The sequence below is a fragment of the Streptomyces sp. NPDC005566 genome (genome assembly GCF_040605575.1).
GTDB lineage: Bacteria > Actinomycetota > Actinomycetes > Streptomycetales > Streptomycetaceae > Streptomyces.
In genome coordinates, this window is sequence record NZ_JBEXDB010000024.1 from 52,291 (window position 1) to 69,614 (window position 17,324).

Annotated in this window: 13 protein-coding genes; 3 read left to right on the forward strand and 10 right to left on the reverse strand. The window is 72.7% G+C overall.

All coding sequences use genetic code 11. The features are described from left to right. Positions 1-12: 12 nt before the first annotated feature. Both ABZS61_RS30555 and ABZS61_RS30560 read right to left on the reverse strand, forming a co-directional pair. Positions 13-1,002, reverse strand: coding sequence for a MarR family transcriptional regulator (locus ABZS61_RS30555; protein ID WP_356428299.1), 990 nt, complete (start codon positions 1,000-1,002; stop codon positions 13-15). An 821-nt stretch (positions 1,003-1,823) separates the two neighbouring features. Beyond that, positions 1,824-2,486: a hypothetical protein gene (locus ABZS61_RS30560; RefSeq protein WP_356428301.1), complete on the reverse strand. Its 663-nt coding sequence runs from the start codon at positions 2,484-2,486 to the stop codon at positions 1,824-1,826. A 346-nt stretch (positions 2,487-2,832) separates the two neighbouring features. Here ABZS61_RS30560 and ABZS61_RS30565 point away from each other — a divergent pair, with 346 nt between their 5' ends. Next, a complete protein-coding gene (locus tag ABZS61_RS30565) occupies positions 2,833-4,311 on the forward strand; it encodes a helix-turn-helix transcriptional regulator (RefSeq protein ID WP_356428304.1) in 1,479 nt (492 codons plus the stop codon). Between the two features lie 64 nt (positions 4,312-4,375). Here the strand turns inward: ABZS61_RS30565 and ABZS61_RS30570 are convergent, their stop codons facing one another. The 5 genes from ABZS61_RS30570 to ABZS61_RS30590 form a co-directional block, all read right to left on the reverse strand. Beyond that, complete coding sequence (locus tag ABZS61_RS30570) at positions 4,376-5,053, reverse strand: hypothetical protein (RefSeq protein ID WP_356428307.1); 678 nt, start codon at positions 5,051-5,053, stop codon at positions 4,376-4,378. Positions 5,054-5,165: 112 nt separating this feature from the next. After that, positions 5,166-6,212 carry a hypothetical protein gene (locus tag ABZS61_RS30575; protein ID WP_356428310.1) on the reverse strand — a complete coding sequence of 349 codons (1,047 nt, stop codon included), beginning with the start codon at positions 6,210-6,212 and terminating at the stop codon, positions 5,166-5,168. 11 nt (positions 6,213-6,223) lie between these two features. Beyond that, positions 6,224-7,171 carry an N-acetylneuraminate synthase family protein gene (locus ABZS61_RS30580; RefSeq protein WP_356428313.1) on the reverse strand — a complete coding sequence of 316 codons (948 nt, stop codon included), beginning with the start codon at positions 7,169-7,171 and terminating at the stop codon, positions 6,224-6,226. Positions 7,172-7,183: 12 nt separating this feature from the next. Then, entirely contained in the window at positions 7,184-8,437 is a 1,254-nt protein-coding gene (locus tag ABZS61_RS30585; RefSeq protein ID WP_356428316.1) for an acylneuraminate cytidylyltransferase, read from the reverse strand. A gap of 41 nt (positions 8,438-8,478) precedes the next feature. Beyond that, positions 8,479-9,876 carry a DUF6716 putative glycosyltransferase gene (locus tag ABZS61_RS30590; protein WP_356428319.1) on the reverse strand — a complete coding sequence of 466 codons (1,398 nt, stop codon included), beginning with the start codon at positions 9,874-9,876 and terminating at the stop codon, positions 8,479-8,481. Between the two features lie 208 nt (positions 9,877-10,084). Between ABZS61_RS30590 and ABZS61_RS30595 the strand changes: the two genes are divergently transcribed. Together ABZS61_RS30595 and ABZS61_RS30600 are read left to right on the forward strand one after the other, a co-directional pair. Then, positions 10,085-11,068 (forward strand): glycosyltransferase family 2 protein, encoded by a 984-nt coding sequence (locus ABZS61_RS30595; RefSeq protein ID WP_356428322.1) that lies wholly within the window; start codon positions 10,085-10,087, stop codon positions 11,066-11,068. After that, entirely contained in the window at positions 11,065-12,405 is a 1,341-nt protein-coding gene (locus tag ABZS61_RS30600; protein WP_356428325.1) for a polysialyltransferase family glycosyltransferase, read from the forward strand. The genes ABZS61_RS30595 and ABZS61_RS30600 overlap by 4 nt, the downstream gene beginning before the upstream one ends. A gap of 36 nt (positions 12,406-12,441) precedes the next feature. On the opposite strand, the gene ABZS61_RS30605 is transcribed toward ABZS61_RS30600, so the two are convergent. The 3 genes from ABZS61_RS30605 to ABZS61_RS30615 are packed head-to-tail and all read right to left on the reverse strand — an operon-like array spanning position 12,442 to position 17,266. Beyond that, entirely contained in the window at positions 12,442-13,566 is a 1,125-nt protein-coding gene (locus tag ABZS61_RS30605; protein WP_356428327.1) for an acyltransferase, read from the reverse strand. Positions 13,567-13,616: 50 nt separating this feature from the next. Continuing rightward, positions 13,617-15,962 carry a tetratricopeptide repeat-containing glycosyltransferase family protein gene (locus ABZS61_RS30610; RefSeq protein WP_356428330.1) on the reverse strand — a complete coding sequence of 782 codons (2,346 nt, stop codon included), beginning with the start codon at positions 15,960-15,962 and terminating at the stop codon, positions 13,617-13,619. After that, on the reverse strand, positions 15,959-17,266 hold the full coding sequence (locus ABZS61_RS30615; RefSeq protein ID WP_356428333.1) for a hypothetical protein: 1,308 nt from the start codon (positions 17,264-17,266) through the stop codon (positions 15,959-15,961). Before ABZS61_RS30615 ends, ABZS61_RS30610 begins: the two co-directional genes overlap by 4 nt. Between the last annotated feature and the right edge of the window lie 58 nt (positions 17,267-17,324).

A 17,324-nucleotide genomic window follows, 5' to 3' on the forward strand; every position in this document is an offset into this window, starting at 1 on the left:
CGCGTCCGGCGGTCAGGGCAGCCGGAGGAGTTCGCGGAGGGTTCCGACGTAGGCGGTGACATCACGTTCGGCGGTCGGCTCGGTGGCCGGGTCCGCGTCCGGGGTGGTGCGGCACGGGCGGCAGAGGCCGTCGGGAAGCGCCTCAGGGCGGCCGGGGGCTCCGCACCGGGTGCACTCGACCATCAGTCTGCGTACGGGCGTGTCCGGCACGGGTGCCGTGGGCAGCTGGGGCGGGATCTTGTCGCGCAGTCGGCGCCTGACGAATCCGACCGGTGAGTCGACGGCGGCGGGGAGACCGGCCGCGAGGGTCCGCACGAGGTAGTCGGCGTCCACCCCCCGCGCGAGCCACGCGGCAGCCTGCTCCTCAAGGACCGTGCAGTCGGCGGTGGAGAGGGCGAGCCGGGGGTCGATGCGGCCGAGCCGGGCCAGGGCGAGGTAGGCGGGCGAGTGGCTCTGCGGCGTCGACGCCACTCCCTGCACCGGCTCCGACACCTGTGCCGGGGTCCGTTGCTGCGGTACGGCCGCGCTGTGCGCAGGAGCTGGGGCCGGGCTGTGCACGGGGGCCGGGTCCGCGAGGGGCGTCGGTGCTTCCGGGTTGCCCTCGGCCTGGAGGTGGGCGATCCACCACTCGTTGTCGCGGGCGGTCCGGGACCAGTACGTGCGGGTGACCCAGCGGACCTGCCCGTCGCCGACGGCGGCCAGGCACCGGACATGGCGCAGGTGACCGGCGACACCCAAGGCCCTCAGCGCGCTGCCGACGGCCATCTGCCCGTACGGGGGCAGGTTCTTGGCCAGCGACTTGATGTCCATGGCGGCGCCGTCGGGGAGCCTGTCCACGTACCCGGCGATGTGGCGCTCCCGCTCGGGCAGCAGCCCGAAGTCATCGGCACGGGAGGGATGTTGATCCGGTGCGGAACGCTTGCCGTAGCCGGGATTGGCCCTCGCGTACGGGCGGGAGGATGCGGGCGCGCGCAGGGCGGAGCTAGGGTGCTCGGTAGCCACGAGATCGCTCTTTTCGATCTTGGGGTGAGACCCCGGCACGGTGCTATCAACACCGGGTCGGGGTCGTTCAGTTGTGGGCACCGTAAGCAGTCGCGACACTCCGCCGCAAGCTGGTCACGATTAGTCATACTTGCTGGCCGTGACGGGTCAGGGAGGGTGGGGAGGTTGTCCCAACCCTTCTTTTACCTACCGGATTACAGACAGCGCTCGGCCCCCGAAGCTCGCATCCCGACACCCGGATCCCGAAGCTCAAGACTCGGGCCCGCACTCGTCCACGTACCCCCGAAAGAGTGAACCGCCCGGTCCCGGCACTCGGACCCCGAGCCTCGAGACCTGAGCTTCGAGCCCGGAACCTTCACTGGTCTCCCCGCAACCGCCCACCACAGCCGGCCGCAACCCGCACGGTGTCCCTCAACGCCTCTGCCGGACGGGCGGCGAGATAGCGGAGCTCTCCGGCGTCGGCGGCCTCAGACATAAACTCAACCGGCAGATCCATGGAGTTCGCACAGCAAGGGGTGGGTAACGATGACGGTCCGCGCAAGGGAAGGGCTCCTCGCAGGGGGCCTTCTGTTTGCTGCCTTCCTCACGGTGGTCCACGGGTTCGGCACGGCGCGGGCCGACGGATCGATCGGGACAGCTCTGATTGCGGCTGTACTGGCTGCTGTCGGCGTGCACCTGATCCGTGGAGGGCGCAGGCGCCGCTAGTAGCGCCGGGCCTTCGGCCGGCGGGGCGTCCTCCCGGTTCCCCCTGGGCGGGAGGACGCCCCGGCTTTCGTGGTGGCCGTGCGGTCCGTCGGTTGCCGTTGCCGTCTGTCGGGGCGTCAGTACAGCTTCTTGACCGCCGTGGTCGTCGTGTTCTTGAAGGCGGCCACCGGAGCGTCGGCGAAGGACCCCATCTGCCCCCAGCTCACGACGGTCACCGTCCGGCCGTCCCGTCCCACGGACAGCAGATGGATGTCCGTGGCGCCGTAGGACGTCGTGGTGTGCAGACCGTGCACCCGCGCGCCCTCCTCGACCGGCAGCGAGCCGTAGTCCCGGCCCTCGGCCTCGGTCTCCGGGTCGTTCTGCTCGATCCGGTCGGCGCAGGAGCGGATCTCCTTGTTCAGCAGTGCGGCGAGCGCCTTGCCCTTGGCGTCGGATCCCGTGACGACGGTGACCTGTGCGGCGCCGGTGTCCAGATCGGTCTGGAAGACCCGGTGCCGGTAGTCGTAGGCCGGTACGCCCTCACCCAGGCAGTAGGCGAGCTCGACCGGGAAGCCGTCGGTGACAGGTCCCGCGACCCACTCGGACGAGGGGTGCGGCGGCAGTTGGGACGCCTTGAGGAACGCGGGCGGGGCGGCCTTCGCCGACACGCCGACATTCTTCGCTGCGACGACCTTCCCCTGCGCGGCGCCCTCCTGGGCCTGGGTCGGTGCCGCGCAGGCGGCGAGAGCGACGACGGAGAGCGCGGCGGCGAGCACAGCGGCGCGGGTGTGCATGGGCATGGGTGTCCCCCGTGTGGAATACGTGATGGAGTGCCTGGTGGCCTACATGGGATGCGGCGTGTGACGACCCGACGTCATCACGCCGGCCTTCGTACGACCGGGTCGCCGCGCCGGTCGCCGTGACGGTGACGGTGCGTCCGGTGGGAACCGGGGCGGCACGACGAGCATCGGCGGTCCCGGTGGGCCGGCGCAAGACCCACCGCCGGATCGGCCGGGGTGGAACCATCCCAGCCCCCCTGACGTGCAGGTATATGGGCGCCTGGGACACGGCCCCACCCCGGGACACCCGACCCGGACCGGATCGAGCCTGACGAGTGCGGAGGTGACGGTGCCGACACAGGACCCCGTGGCACAGTTCGCGGCGCTGCTACGGGAACTGAAGGAACACACGGACCGCAGCTACGGTTCGCTCGGCCGCCGTCTCCACATGAACACGTCCACGCTGCACCGCTACTGCACCGGTGAGGCGGTCCCTCTCGACTTCGCGCCCGTGGAGCGCTTCGCGGCTCTGTGCGGCGCGTCGGGTGCGGAGCGTCTGGAACTGCACCGCCGCTGGCTCCTGGCCGTGGCTGCCCGGCAACGCCCCCACCCGGCCCGGCCCGTGGAGGGGGCGGAGGGGGCGGAGGGCTCGGATGCCCAGGCCGGCACGCAGCCCGGCGACATCGGCAGCGATGACGGCGGCACCCTCACGAGCGGGGCTGCCGGTGGTCCGGCCGACGCGGAGGGACTGGTGAGCGGTCCGGCCCACGCGGAGGGACTGGTGAGCGGTCCGGCCCACGCGGAGGGACTGGTGAACGGTCCGGCCCACGCAGAGGGCCTGGTGAACGGTCCGTCCCACGCAGAGGGCCTGGTGAACGGTCCGGCCCACGCGGAGGGACTGGTGAGCGGTCCGTCGCCCGCGCCTCGCCGCCCCCGGCCCTGGTACCGGCGCAGGCGCGCCGCGGCCGTCGTGTGTGCCGTGCTCGCCGGAGTGGGGAGCCTGTCCCTGCTGCCGGACGGCCGGGACACCGACGACGGTGCACGGTCCGCATCGGTCGCCCCGGCGGACGCGAGCGCGTCCGCCGGCGCCCCCAGGCCCTCCGACACCCGCTCCGTGTCGCCGTCCGGTGGCCCGAAGGACGGCACCACGAGCTCTCCGGGACCCCGGCGCGAGCCCTCGGGCCCGGCCGGCTCCGCGAGTGCCCCGGCAGGCTCCGGACCCGCGGGTCCTCCCCTCGCCTGGTCCGTCGACTCCCAGGCATGGGCGTTCGGCTGCGGTCACGACTACGTCATCGCCGCGCCGCCGGAGCGGGTGCCGCCGCCTCCGGTCCAGCAGGACGCCGGCACCTGGGCGGCGACCCAGCGGGCGGTGCACGGCGGGGAGACGATCGTGAAACTGTCCGTGCAGGGGACGTCCGACACCGCCGTGGTCCTCGAAGCGCTGCGGGTACGTGTGACCGGCCGCGCCGATCCCGCTCCGGGCAACGCGTACTCCATGGCCCAGGGCTGCGGCGGCTCCCTCACCCCGCGGTCCTTCGCCGTGGATCTGGACAGGAACCGGCCCGTAGCCCGCGCGACCGCCGGCAACGACGCCGGCACGCCGATCCCGGCGGTGAGCATGCCCTACCGGGTGTCAGCCGAGGACCCCGAGGTGCTGCTGGTCACCGCCAGGACCGGTACCTGCGACTGCAGTTGGTACCTGGAGTTGGACTGGTCGTCCCAGGGCCGCACGGGCACCGCCCGGATCGACGACCGCGGCCGTCCGTTCCGCACCAGCGCCATCGGAGGGCTGACGTCCTACGCGTACGACACCTCTGCACGCGCCTGGGCGCCCCGCGTGGACTGAACTCCCGCAGCGTGCTTCCCGGGCGCGCGCACGAGCCGCCGCGTCGGGCGCGCCACCCGGTCCGTCAGTCCTTCCGCGCGTCCCAGGCATTGCCGATCCAGCCGTCGAAGGAGGGGATCAGGGCGTTGAGGGCGGCTCCGAGCCGCCAGTCCAGGTCCGGTGCGTACAGCTTCACCGTGTTGCCGGACGACCTGAACTCCAGCGGGACCTGTCCTGACGAGCGCCACTTGATGCGGCGGGGGCTGCGGGGGAACTCGCCGCCGCCACCGCCGCCGAAGAGGACGGCCACGAGCATGAGCGGCAGCAGGGGTGTGCAGGACCACCACACGCACCACCAGAAGAGCCGGCCCTTGTAGCCGACCGCGTCGGGGGCACCGGGGCGGCTCACGGTCCAGCGGGTGCGCAGTCCCCGGCTGAACGCCTTGTCGCGCGTCAGCACACCGAGTGGTTCACCGTGCGGGCCGAGCACCTGGAACTGTGCCCGTCCCCCGCTCGTGGAGAGGGTGACCAGGGTGGCGACCCGTGCCTGGCGGTGCTCGTCCGCCCACAGGACGAAGGAGCGGGCGCCGCTCTTGCGGGCCGCGAGGTAGGCGGGGATGCCTTCGGGAGGCAGCTCGCGTTCCCCATGGGCGACCGGCCGTGAGGCTCCCGGCCCGTCGGAGAAGCTGACCAGGCAGTCGATCCCGCCGTCAGGTGCGGTCCTCAGCTTCTGCGGCATGTACAGGGTGAGAGTACTGGGCACCCGGCGGGCTCCTTCACACGTGTCCGGATCGAACGGTCAACGCACAACCCACGGACATCAGTTGCACGCCGGCCTCCTGACCTCACACGCACACCGTGTGCGACCGGTTCCCTCAGCCCTCCGCCGTCACCGCCGTGACTCTCCACGGCGAGAGCCGCTGCACGTCCCGGGCCGTCTCCGTGACGCCGCTCAGGAAGCCCTGGGCGCGCGGCGAGGCCGAGTCGCGGAGCCATTCCGGCGCTATGTCGCACACCGCGACCTTCACTCCGGTGCCGACCAGGGCCAGCGGGAGGGTGTGGACGACCGTCGACGGGAAGCTCAGGACCGTGTGGCCGATGGGGCCTCTGCGGGCGATGAGTTCCAGGGGGAGGTCCGGGCGGACGATCTCCAGGCCGGTGGCGGCTTCCAGGGCGTGGAGCTTGTCCGCGGATTCACGGCGGTGGGCGAAATAGCGGGTCGCGCCGTGGGCGCGGGCCAGGGCGGTGACCGCCTCCTGGTACGGGACCGGGTCGATCACGCCCGTCTCGACCAGGGACGTGCCGACCAGGTCGGCGCCCTTGGTGATCAAGGGCGGGCCGAACCGGTCACGGGTCCAGGCGAAGGTGTTGGAGGTGACCTCGACGGCCTGCGGCGCCTCCACCGGCATCGCGGTGAACACCTCGACCGTGCGGGTCGCCGAGGGCGTGAAGCTGCGCCGGGCCGCGGAGGTCACCGGGGCCAGGAGCAGTTCGCGCGGGCCCCGGCTGCCGCGGCGGTGCCAGCGCACCAGGCGTTCGCCGCGCGCGAGTTGGGCGACGAACTCCATGGTGGCCGTGCCGTCGTCGACGACCGTGATCCGGCGGGTGCGGACCAGGCAGAGGAGCAATTGCACGTAACGGGAGAACGGGTCCCCGATGACGATGCGGTCCGCCCTGCGGATCAGCCCCGTCAGGGCGCGCAGGGCCTTCAGAGGCGCGCCGGTCTCCCCGCGCGCCTCCTGCCAGCGAACCGCCATGCCCTCGTCGCGGGCCAGCTCCGCCATCCTGCGCAGCTGGCCGCGCGACATCGGGTCGACCGGGGGGAGGACGACGACCGTGGTGTCGGCGGAGCCTCCCCGGGTGTGGGTCCACTCCAGGACGTTCAGGAGCTGGACCGGGCTCTCGACGAAGGCGAGGTTCACCGGTCTGCCCGTCAGACCGCGACCGGCTCGGCGGCCGGCGCGTTCCCGGTCTCGGTGTCGTTCTCGGCGACGACGCCCGTGACCCGGCGGAGCTTCTTCATCGGGCCGAGCTCCGACTCGTACACCTTCTTGACGCCGTCACCGAGGGACGCCTCGATGGTGCGGATGTCGCGGACGAGGCGGGTGAGCCCCTGCGGCTCGACGGAGGCGGCCTGGTCGGAGCCCCACATGGCGCGGTCGAGCGTGATGTGGCGCTCGACGAACGCGGCGCCGAGCGCGACGGCGGCGAGGGTCGTCTGCAGGCCCGTCTCGTGGCCGCTGTAGCCGATCGGGACGTTCGGGAACTCGCCCTGCAGGGTGTTGATGACGCGCAGGTTGAGCTCCTCGGCCTTGGCCGGGTACGTCGATGTGGCGTGGCAGAGGAGGATGTTGTCGCTGCCGAGGACCTCGACCGCGTGCCGGATCTGGCGGGGGGTCGACATGCCGGTGGAGAGAATGACTGTGCGGCCCGTGGCGCGCAGCGCGCGCAGGAGTTCGTCGTCGGTCAGGGAGGCGGAGGCGACCTTGTGCGCCGGGACGTCGAACTTCTCGAGGAAGGCGACGGCCTCGGTGTCCCACGGGGAGGCGAACCAGTCGATGCCGCGCTTGGCGCAGTGGTCGGAGATGGCCCGGTACTCGGCCTCGCCGAACTCGACGCGGTGGCGGTAGTCGATGTACGTCATCCGGCCCCAGGGGGTGTCGCGCTCGATGTCCCACTGGTCGCGCGGGGTGCAGATCTCCGGGGTGCGCTTCTGGAACTTGACGGCGTCGCAGCCTGCTTCGGCGGCCACGTCGATCAGCGCGAGTGCGTTGTCGAGGTCGCCGTTGTGGTTGATGCCGATCTCACCCGTGATGTAGACGGGGTTGCCGGGGCCGGCGGTGCGGGTGCCGAGCGTGCGCAGGCGGGAGGTGCTGCTCATGGTGGTGCTTCCTTACGTGGTGGGGGTGGTGGTGGCAGGGGTGGAACCGGTGGTGAGGGTCGGGCCCAGGAGCCAGGCCGCGATCTCGCGGATGGCGCCGAAGCCACCCGGGGTTGTGGTCACGGCCCGCGCGGCGGCGCGTACCGAGTCGTGGGCGCTCGCCACGGCGACGGGCCAGCCCGCCAGTCCGAAGCAGGGCAGGTCGTTGACGTCGTTGCCGACGTAGAGCACGCGGTCGGGGTCGAATCCCTGTTCCTCGCACCACTGCTTGAGCGCCAGGTCCTTGCGGTCGATGCCGTGCAGGACGGGAACCTGGAGCTTGCGGGCGCGGGCGGCGACGACCGGGTTCTGTTCCGTGGACAGGATCAGGAGCGGAACACCAGCCTTGCGCAGGGCGGCGATGCCGAGGCCGTCACCGCGGTGCACGGCGACGATCTCGTGCCCGTCGGAGTCGATGAGGACGCGGTCGTCGGTCTGCGTGCCGTCGAAGTCGAGGACGACCGCGTCGATGTCCTCGCGGGTCGGCAACGGTGAGGGGTCCAGGAGCGGCGCGAGGGCGCGGGCGCGGGCCAGGTCGTGCGGGTCGTCGATCTCCAGCACCCGCGCCGGGTCGGTCCGTACGAGCGTGGTGCGGCCGAAGAAGCGGTGGCGGTGGGTGCGGAAGCCCTCGACGTCCATGGCGTACGCGGCGCCCGTCTCCAGCAGGTCCTGCGGACGGTCCTGGCGGCGGGGGCGAACGGCCTTGTCGTGGTTGACGCCGTACGTGTCGTCCTCCACCGCGCTGCCGTCGCGCCAGACGAACCCGTGGAACGGGGCGACGGTGACGGCCGTGTCGGCACCGTCGCGGGAGACCGCGGCGGCGACGCCGTCGATGTCCTCACGGGTGAGGAAGGGGCTGGTGCACTGCACCAGGAGCACGACGTCGGCGGTCCTGCCGGGCTGCATCGCCTCGTACGCGTCGAGGGCGTGCAGGACGGCGGCCTCGCTGGTCGCGGTGTCGCCAGCGATGGCGGCGGGGCGTTGCACGCAGTGCAGCCGATCCGACTCGCCCAGCGCCCGGCCCGCTGCCCGCGCCGCATCCGCGACGGCCGGGTCGTCGGTGGTGACGACGACGTCCGTGACCTCCGGGGAGGTGAGGCAGGCGTGGACCGCGCGGGCCACCAGGGGGATGCCGCCGACCTGGGCGAGGTTCTTGGCGGGCACGCCCTTGGATCCGCCGCGGGCGGGGATCACGGCGAGCACGGTCGGGGCCGGTGGCGGGGTCATGGCTGCTCCTGAAGCGGTGGGCGTGGCGGCGGGGTCGGCGGTCACAGCTCGCCCATCCGGCGGATCACGGGGGCGACGCGCTGGACTCCGTGGCGGTACGCGCCGCGCGCCGCGTTGCGGACGGTCTCGCGCACCGCGCCCCTGACCCGGCCGGTCTCTCTGGGTGCCGCGGCGCCCGGCAGCGGGCGGCCGTCGGTGGCCAGGTGGTGGCGGGCGAGGATGCCGGGGAGGTACCCGGGGGCGGTGGCGGGGGTGTAGTAGGGGGCGAGGTCGGGAAGGGTGCCGCGTTCGAGCAGGACGGCGACCCTGGTGCGCGCGGTGTCGTAGGCCGTGTCGTACGAACCGTCGGCGGCGACGCCCTGGCCGGACACCCATTCCTCGTCGGGCTCCGGGCGGTGTCCGCCGTCGAGCCGGTCCCAGGAGGTGACCAGCCCGGAGCCGATGAAGTGGTGGTTTCCGAGGGCTTCCCGTACGCCGAGGTCGGAGAGGATCGCGGTCGGGATACGACGGTGCAGGGACTCCAGCGCCGCCGTCGAGGAGACCGTGACCAGCAGGTCGGTGCGGTCCAGGACCTCGCCCATGTGCCCGTACACCAGGCGGAAGTTGGGCGGCAGCCCGCCCGGGAGGCGCTCCGCGAGCCGCTGGTAGGGCAGTTCCTCGATATGGGTCGTGTGCTCACCCGGCTTCGAGCGCAGCTTCAGCAGCACCTCGCGGCCCGGGTGCAGCCTCGCGTGCTCGACGAGCCTGCGCAGCAGGTACGTACGGTCCGCGCGGGAGGCCGGCACGGAGGGCTGGGCGGCGAACACGACCGTGTCGCGGCCCTCTTCCGGGCGGTACGGCGCCCCGCCGAGGAAGGGCAGAGCGGCCTCCGTGACGGACGAGGCGTCGGCGCCCACTCCCTCGTACACCGCTCGGAAACGCTGCGCGTCGTGACGGGAGTTGGCGAGGACGATGTCCGCGCCGTGCCGCAGCAGGAGTCCGTCGGCGAGCTTCTCGTAGACGACCCCCACGTACCCGGTGACGATCACCGGCCTGCGGGGCAGGCCCAGGGCGGCCAGGCCGTGCAGCATCGCCTGGACGGCGCCGCCGACGAGGGCGAGCACGACGACGTCGTACGCCTCGTCCCGCACCGCGTGCAGGAACTCGACGGCCGTCACCTCACGCACCCGGCCGGCGTCCACGCCCACCTCCCCGACCTCGGCGAGCTGCCGGGGGGTCGGGGTGGCACGGCCGCGCAGCAGCAGTCCGGTGACCTCGACGGGGCGTTCGCCCTCGCCGGTGCGGGTGGTCCCGCCGGCCCCTGCGGTCAGGCGGCGCGCGGTGAGCGCGCCCCACTTCCACCGGGTGTCGGAGTCGGCGAGTACGGCAACCCTGAGCGCCGGGGAGGCTGCTGCTGCGGTGTCGGCCGGATCAGCCGAATTACTGGTACGTGGAGGCACGCATCAAAAGCTAGGAAGGCATTTCTATGGGCGGCCCAACGCGGGGGCAACAAATGGTTAACAGCCCGCCGACGGTTGGGGATATGACCTGCGGAGCATCCCGAAGAGCCGCGAATTCACACCGATTCACTGATCCGACATGCGTCGTTCACCCTCAGTCCTCTTCGGGGACAAGGGAAATGCCGGGCCCGCCCTTAGCGTGAATCGGGTGGTCAAGCTCTCCGTCATCGTGCCGTTCTACAACGTGCGGACATACGCCCCCGATACGCTCCGAAGCCTGCGCGCCAACGCCCGCGAGGACTTCGAGTTCATCCTCGTCGACGATGGTTCGACCGACGGTACGGCGGAGCTCCTGCGCCGGGCCGAGGACGACATCGAGGGGGTGGTCGTCCGCAGGCACGAACGGAACGCGGGTCTGGCCACGGCCCGCAACACCGGCCTGGACGCGGCCCGCGGGCAGTACATCGCCTTCCTGGACGGCGACGACTGGCTCGCACCGGGCCACTACGCCCGCCTGCTCGCGCAGACGGAGGCCCTCGGCTGCTCCTTCGTCCGTACGGACCACGTCCAGGTCACGGGCAGGTCCCGCACCGTGCACCGTGTCCCGCACGGCCGGCGCGGTGCGGTGAGCTCCCCCCGGGACGCGATCCTGCCGGCCTCCCGGACCACCTCGGTGGACTACGCGTACGCCTGGGCCGGGCTCTACCACCGGAGCCTCCTGGACCGAGGTCTGCTGCATTTCGCCGACGGTCTGCGCACCGCCGAGGACCGGCCGTGGATATGGCGGCTGCACCGCGAAGCGGATTCTTTCGCGGTCCTGGGAACACTGGGCCATTTCTACCGCCGGGGTGTCGCGTCATCGCTCACACAGATCAGCGACGAGCGCCGGCTCGATTTCGTGCGCGCCTACAACCAGGTCGTGGGTGAGACGGCGGCCGACCGCGACGCGGACGCGCTGCTGCCGAAAGCGGTGCGTACGTACTGTGCGGTCATCGCCCACCACGTCGGCTCCATAGGGAAATTCGAGCCGTCCGTGGCCCACCGACTGAAATCGCTGACTGCGGCGGCGCTCGCGGACATGCCTCAGCCGATCCTCGACGACACCCTCGACGCCATGGACGTACACCGGGCGACCCTGCTGCGCAGACTGCGCCGCCGGCCGGTCGCCGCGAAGGGACCGGCTGCCGCGTGACCACTCAGATCTTCGTCGCCTCGACTCCGCTCGGCACGGCCGTGCTCGTCGCCGCCCTCGACGCGAACTGCTTCGACGACGCCGACCGCCGCATCCTGCTGCTGTGCGACACCTCGGCGATCCCGGAGGCGGCGCCTCCCGCCGACTCGATGCCCGGTTCCGGCCTGCTGCGCGCCCGTTTCGACGAGGTGCTCTCCTGGAACGACACCATCTCCCCCCAGCACCCGGCCGAGTGGACCCCGCGCGCCGACGACACGCCCCTGTGGGAACGCCACCTGCGGCGGGCCTGGCACCTCGGGGACGACGAGGTCGAGCTGGTGTTCGCGTCACCGCACGCCGCGCCCGCCCAGGCGCTCGCCCAGATCCTCGGCGGCGGACCCCTCACCGTGTACGTGGACGATCTGGCCGGCTACGGCCCGACCGGCAGCAGGATCCCGCCGCTGATCGGCACCCGGGTCCGGCGCGTGCTCCACCCGGATCTGCTCCCCGGCCTGCAGCCGCTGCTGCTGGCCGAGTTCGGTGTGGACCACGTCCCCCTGCCCACCGCGGCCCTGCTGAAGGTCTTCGCCGAACTGGCGGACGCCGCACCGGAGTTCCCGTTCCCGGACGGCCCTGCGCTGCTCCTGGGCGAGCGCCTCGCCGGGGCCGGCCTCCTCTCCCCGGAGGAGACGAGGGAACTGCACCTGCGGATGGTGCGCGGCACCGTCGCCCTCGGCCACACCCGGCTCCTCCTCGTACCCCACCCCCACGCCCCGGTCCCGTTGTCGGCCGCCCTCGCACGTGAGGCGTCCCGCCTCGGCGCCGGACTGACGGTGCTCGACAGCGGGCCGCTCGGCGTCCCCGTCCCCCCGGAAGTCCTCTACCAGCGGATACGGCCCGCGCTCGTCGTCGGCTGTTCGGCGACCGAACTGCTCACGGCGGCCACCCTGTACGAGCTGCCCGTGGCAAGGACCGGCACCGGAACGCTCCTCGAGCGCCTGACCCCGTTCGAGAACACCGCCAGGGTGCCGGTCACGATCACCGACGCACTGCTCCCGGACCTCGAGGACGCCGCCGCGGTCACCTGTCAGAAGCCACCCACGGAGGCGGCCGTGGCCCGGAAGCTGGGCGGCCTCCTGCCCGCGGTCGGCTTCGCCATGCAGCCCCGGGTGCGCCCGGACCTCCGCCCGACCGCCGAGCGCTACCTCTCCGAGCGCCTGGACGGGCACACCTGGCGCTACTTCAAGCGCCGTCGGCTGGCAGCGCTCGCGCTCCCGGGCGTGGTGCCCCCGCGCCTCGCTTTCATCCGCCGCAACCCGACGCTGCGCCGCCTCGCCCGCCGCGTACGCGACCGGTGACCGTCGGCTGCGTACGCGACCGGTGACCGCCGGCTCTCAGCCGAGCAGCCGGGTCAGGCCGAGACGGGCCCACAGGACGGCCGCGCCGAAGGAGAGCACGGTGGTGGCTGCCGTCACCCCGACCACGAGGGCCGCGGCCGCCACCCACGTGAGGTCGGCGGTGACCAGGGCATCGGTGAGAACGCCCAGGACGAGGACGTGGATCATGTACGCGCCGAACGAGGCGTCGGACAGCCGGGTCAGCGCAGGCCTCAACCGATCCGGGACGTGCAGGCGGTGCAGGGAGAGCAGCACTGCGGCACTGAACAGGGCGACCGGGACGCTCGCGTACGGGATCGCGTAGTGCACCTCGTGCTGGTACGCGACGGTCGCGGCCAGCGCCGCACCCCCCGGGAGGAGCCACCACAGGCGGCGCCTGCCGAACGTGCCGGCGGGCACCGCGAGGAGCAGGGCGCCGAGTACCGCGTAGATCAGCTGGTACGGGCCGAAGCCCCAGCCGAACCGCGGCAGATCCAGGTCCGTGACCCGGGCGATGTCGCCGGACAGGGACGGGGCCGCTCCGAGGACGAGCAGGGCGGCGCCGAGTCCCCAGGGGCGTCTGCCCGCCTTTACCAGGGCGGCGAAGGCCAGCAGCATGATGACGGGAAGGTAGGCGTACAGGTACCAGAGGTGGTACGCCGGGCGGACCGAGGCGAACAGCGAGTCGAGTGCCAGGGCGCCGATCGGGTCGTCGTTGGTGGAGCGCAGCCGGCCCCACGCCAGGTACAGCGCCGTCCACACGGCGAGCGGCACCACGATCCGCACGATGCGCTTCCACAGCCGGCGGCCGTCCCTGACCGGGGCTCCCACCAGAACCACCCAGCCGGCGACGGCGAAGAACAGGGGCACCGCGAAGCGGCCCGCCGAGTCCGCCACCAGGCCGGCCCAGTAGGTACCGGGGCCGTTGGAGGCCTCGCGGCCTGCCGTGTTCACGAACGCTGAGCCCGTGTGGCACAAGATCACGCCGACCGAGCAGAGCAGCCGGATCAGATCGACGTCGTACCGGTGCTCACGGACAGGGAGGGGCTGCGGCGCGGTCCCGGGGGCGGCCTCCGGGGGCGGTGCGGTGGCCGGTGCGGTGGCCGGCGTTCCGGCCGGAGAAGCAGAGGATGGCATGGTCATCGAAGGCTACGAACGCACGTGTCCGGGGTGAACTCCGGTCAGGTGAACAGTCACTTCGTCCGGGTGTCGGGCAGGTGAAGGCCGTGTGCTCCCTCGGCGCTCCGCGGGCCCGGAATGCGCGGGCCGGGCAGGGGCAGACCGAAGACCTCGCGCAGTGCGGTGAGGTTGGTGCGGGTCACCGACCAGAGGCGCTTCTGCCTGCCGTGGACGTCGGCCACGGCGGCCCGGTGATTCTCCAGCACCGTCGTCGCCCGCTCGGAGAGGCGGGCGCCCAGCGCCCGGTCGTGGACGGAAACGCCCCACTCGGGGCGCTCGATGTCGGTGAGGAAGTAGGCGAGTTTGGGGTGCGAGACCAGACTGATGACGGGTGTGCCGCAGCCGAACGGGATCATGCCCGCGTGCCCGCGCATCCCGATCACCAAGCGGGTACGCCGGTAGAGGTCGCGGATCTGTTCGTTGGAGCGCAGGTACAGCGGCTCCACCGGCAGGGAGGTCCCGTGCTCGCGGCGCAGGTCCTGCACGAACTTCTCGTCCGCCGGCATGTGGGCCGCGTAACGGACCTCGGCACGTTCACCTATCGCGCGTACGGCGGCGTCCATCTCGGCCAGGAAGTGCCCGTAGTCGTGCCCGAAGCGCAGATTGGCCCGGTCATAGGCGCAGTTGACCAGTACGGTGTCGTCGCGTCGCACCGGATCGGTCCAGTCGGGGTCGAGGTGGCGGGCGACGGTGGTCGGGCAGGGCTGGTAGCGCACCCGGTCGCGCAGGTCGTCCGGCAGGAGTTCCCTGACCCGGGCGACGGACCCCTGGTTGCGCAGTCCGAAGAAGGCCGACCGTTCGACCAGGACGCGCAGACTCGCCGCGAATCTGTCACGGCGGTAGCGCTGGCCGTCGAACACGTTGTAGCCGACCGCGAAGACGGCCAGCGGCACGGTGATCCGGCCCAGGACGTCGTCCGCGATGTTCCACTGCCAGCCGCTGTTGCTGTTGGGCGCGGTGTCGGGGAGGAAGAGCCCGCCGCCGCCGACGATCACCCCGCGACGGGCGTTGAGCTCCTCCAGGACCGGCTCGTCCACCAGTCGGTGCACGGACTGCTGGTGCCAGCGGCGCGGACCGGTGTCGGCGTCGAAGCACATACGGACGGCTTCGGGCAGCACCTTGTCGCCCGCGTTCTCCTGGCCGTCGGCGAACAGCGCGACGTGCGCGAGCTGTTCGGCCGGCGCGGCAGCGGGGGTGGCAGGCGCGGACATGCCGTGCTCCCGGGTGCGCACGTACCATGCGCGGCAGTTGGCGTCGGTGGGGTCGGCGTCCAGGCCTTCGCGGGCGTAGCCGTGTGCGTCCCGCGTCCGGCCGAGCAGCCAGGCCAGCCGCGCCAGCTGCCCGTACGCGCGAGCGGCGAAGTCCGGTGACACGGTGGCCAGCAGGAGGTGCGCCTCGGCCTCCTCGTACCTGGACAGCGCCATCAGGCAGATGCCCAGCGTCTCGTGGCAGCGCGGCAGGTCGGGCCGGTCGTCCACGGCCGCGGTCAGCAGCGTGACCGCCTCCTCGTAGCGGCCCTGCTGCCGGAGGACGTCGGCGACCTGGCGGACCAGCTCCACCGGGGTGTTCCCCCCGGCCGGGAACGGAAGCGCGTGGTGCAGGAGCAGTTCGGGGTGCTTGGGGCCGGACAGGGCGCAGTACGCGGCCCGGAACGCGCCGTCGTCCAGCTCGTAGCGGTCGCGGGCCTCGTACGCCGGGGCGTATCCGGCACGGCCGGTGTCCGTGAAGCGCAGTACGGCGGTGCTGTCGGGCACAGGGGTGTCGTCGTAGAGCCGGCCGACGAGGAAGTCGTACCGGGAATCGACGGCCGTGAGCAGCCCGGGTTCCCGTCCCAGCGCGCGATGCACCCGCTCGTCGCCGCCGTGCGCTTCACCGCCGTGCTCCGGGGCGGTGAGGCCGGCGAGGAACGTGCCGTCGGTGTCCTGGCGCTGGATCACCAGCAGGCCGTCGTCCCGGACGGTCCGCAGGCCGTCGGGGCCGGGCTGCGGCACGGCGCCCACCCCGGTACGCAACTGCAGCAGGGGCAGCAGCGGGCCGAGCACGACCGTGCCGGAGCCGAAGGCGACGACGGTGTCGTAGGCGTCCGCCCGGAAGACGTCGAGGCGGTCGGCGGCCTCGTACGGGACTATCCGGGGGTGCAGTCGGCGCGCGGCGTCGAAGGAGGCGTCGGGAAGGCCGGGGTGCAGGACGAGGAAGTCCTCGCAGACGGCCGGGTTGGTCAGGACGAGGCTGCGCAGCAGCACCAGGAGGCCGGGCATCCCGTCCTCGTCGGTGCAGGCGGCGAAGGCGATCCTCCGCCTCCCGGTGACGGCGCGTCTGTCGTCGGCGTCCGCGGCGGCGGAATCGGCGGGAGCGTTCATCTCAGCTGGGTCCTCAGGTCGGTCTCGTCCTCATGGGTCGCGCGGGCGGTGACCCACGCGTGCTCCCGCGGCAGCAGCTGTCCCGGCAGGCCGAACCCGATGAGGTCCAGGCGGTCGGCGTCCAGGAAGTCCAGGAGCCGCAGCACGGTGAAGGCCGTGGTGGTACGGGGTCCCCAGCCGTCCTCCCCCATCAGCGCCGGATCGCTCAGCGGCCGGCGCAACGAGGCGTCGCCGATGTGGTCCTGGGCATCGGGGACGAGCCGTGCGCGCAGCGCCCGGCGCCAGTCGGCGAGCCGGTCGCCGAAGACCAGGCGGGTGGCGGCCCGGCGGTCCCAGCCCGGGCCGCTCCAGGGTGTGTGGCCGCGCAGGGTGAGGGCGTGCAGGTCGGTGCGCACGAGCGCGGAGGAGTCCCCGCCGGTGGGAGGGGCGTCGCAGCGCACCACCAGGTCGTACCCGTCGATCAGCTTCCCGAGCGGACTGCCCGCGGACCGCTCCTCCTCCAGGACCCGTGGCGCTCCGGCGACCACGCACACGGAGCGGCCCTCGACGAGACGGCGCAGGGCCGGAACCCCGATCGGCTCGGTGCCGCCGAGCAGCGGGTCGGCCATCCTGTCCCGGTCCAGCAGCCGCCGGTGGGCGGCGTACGCACCGGCGGGTTTCCGGACGGCCGGGTCGGACATGCCCCGGCCGGCGGTCCGCTGCCGTACGACGTCGGCGAAGCCGGCCCCCGCCTCCGCGGCCGGCGCGTCGCGCAGGGCCCGCAGCCGGGCGGCGTCCTCACCGTCGGGCAGGAGTCCGGCGGCGTCGTCCAGGCAGCGGCGGAGGTCCCGCAGGGTCGCGAGACGTCGCGCTATGTCCGGTGACGAGGAGAGTTCCTGCTGCAGCGTCAGGTGGCGCTCGTAGGCCTGTTCGGCCTCCTCGGTCCGTCCGAGGGCGTCCAGCGCGCGTCCGCGCAGCCGCCACGCCCCCTTGGACCTGTCCCGCATCCCGGTCGCCTCGACCGCGATGCCGAGGGCGAAGCGCGCCTGCGCGTCGCCGCCGGCTTCCAGGGCGTGCTGCCCGGTCCGCAGCAGTGCGTCGAACATGCCGTCCGCTCCGGGGGAACAGGCCGTGGTGAGCGTGCCGATGGAGGCGACCAGGCGGGTCTTCCGGGCGTCGTCCATGGCGCCGGAGGCGGCGAGGGCCGCGAGGTGGTCGCCGCACAGGCGCAGCACGGCCGGTGCGGCAGGCACCTGCTGCCCGGGGCCGCCCGTCGCGGTCCTGGTCCGTACGGCCTTGAGCAGCCCCGTGAAGGTCTGGCCCATGCTCGATCCCGCCGTTCTGTGATCGGTGCCCGGCCGGGGACAGCGCCCCGGGGCCGGG

Coding starts and splice junctions, on each gene's coding strand:
- ABZS61_RS30560 (WP_356428301.1), bottom strand. CDS start 2,486: ATGCCCATGCACACCCGCGCCGCTGTGCTCGCCGCCGCGCTCTCCGTC.
- ABZS61_RS30580 (WP_356428313.1), bottom strand. CDS start 7,171: ATGAGCAGCACCTCCCGCCTGCGCACGCTCGGCACCCGCACCGCCGGC.
- ABZS61_RS30585 (WP_356428316.1), bottom strand. CDS start 8,437: ATGACCCCGCCACCGGCCCCGACCGTGCTCGCCGTGATCCCCGCCCGC.
- ABZS61_RS30605 (WP_356428327.1), bottom strand. CDS start 13,566: ATGACCATGCCATCCTCTGCTTCTCCGGCCGGAACGCCGGCCACCGCA.
- ABZS61_RS30610 (WP_356428330.1), bottom strand. CDS start 15,962: ATGAACGCTCCCGCCGATTCCGCCGCCGCGGACGCCGACGACAGACGC.
- ABZS61_RS30615 (WP_356428333.1), bottom strand. CDS start 17,266: ATGGGCCAGACCTTCACGGGGCTGCTCAAGGCCGTACGGACCAGGACC.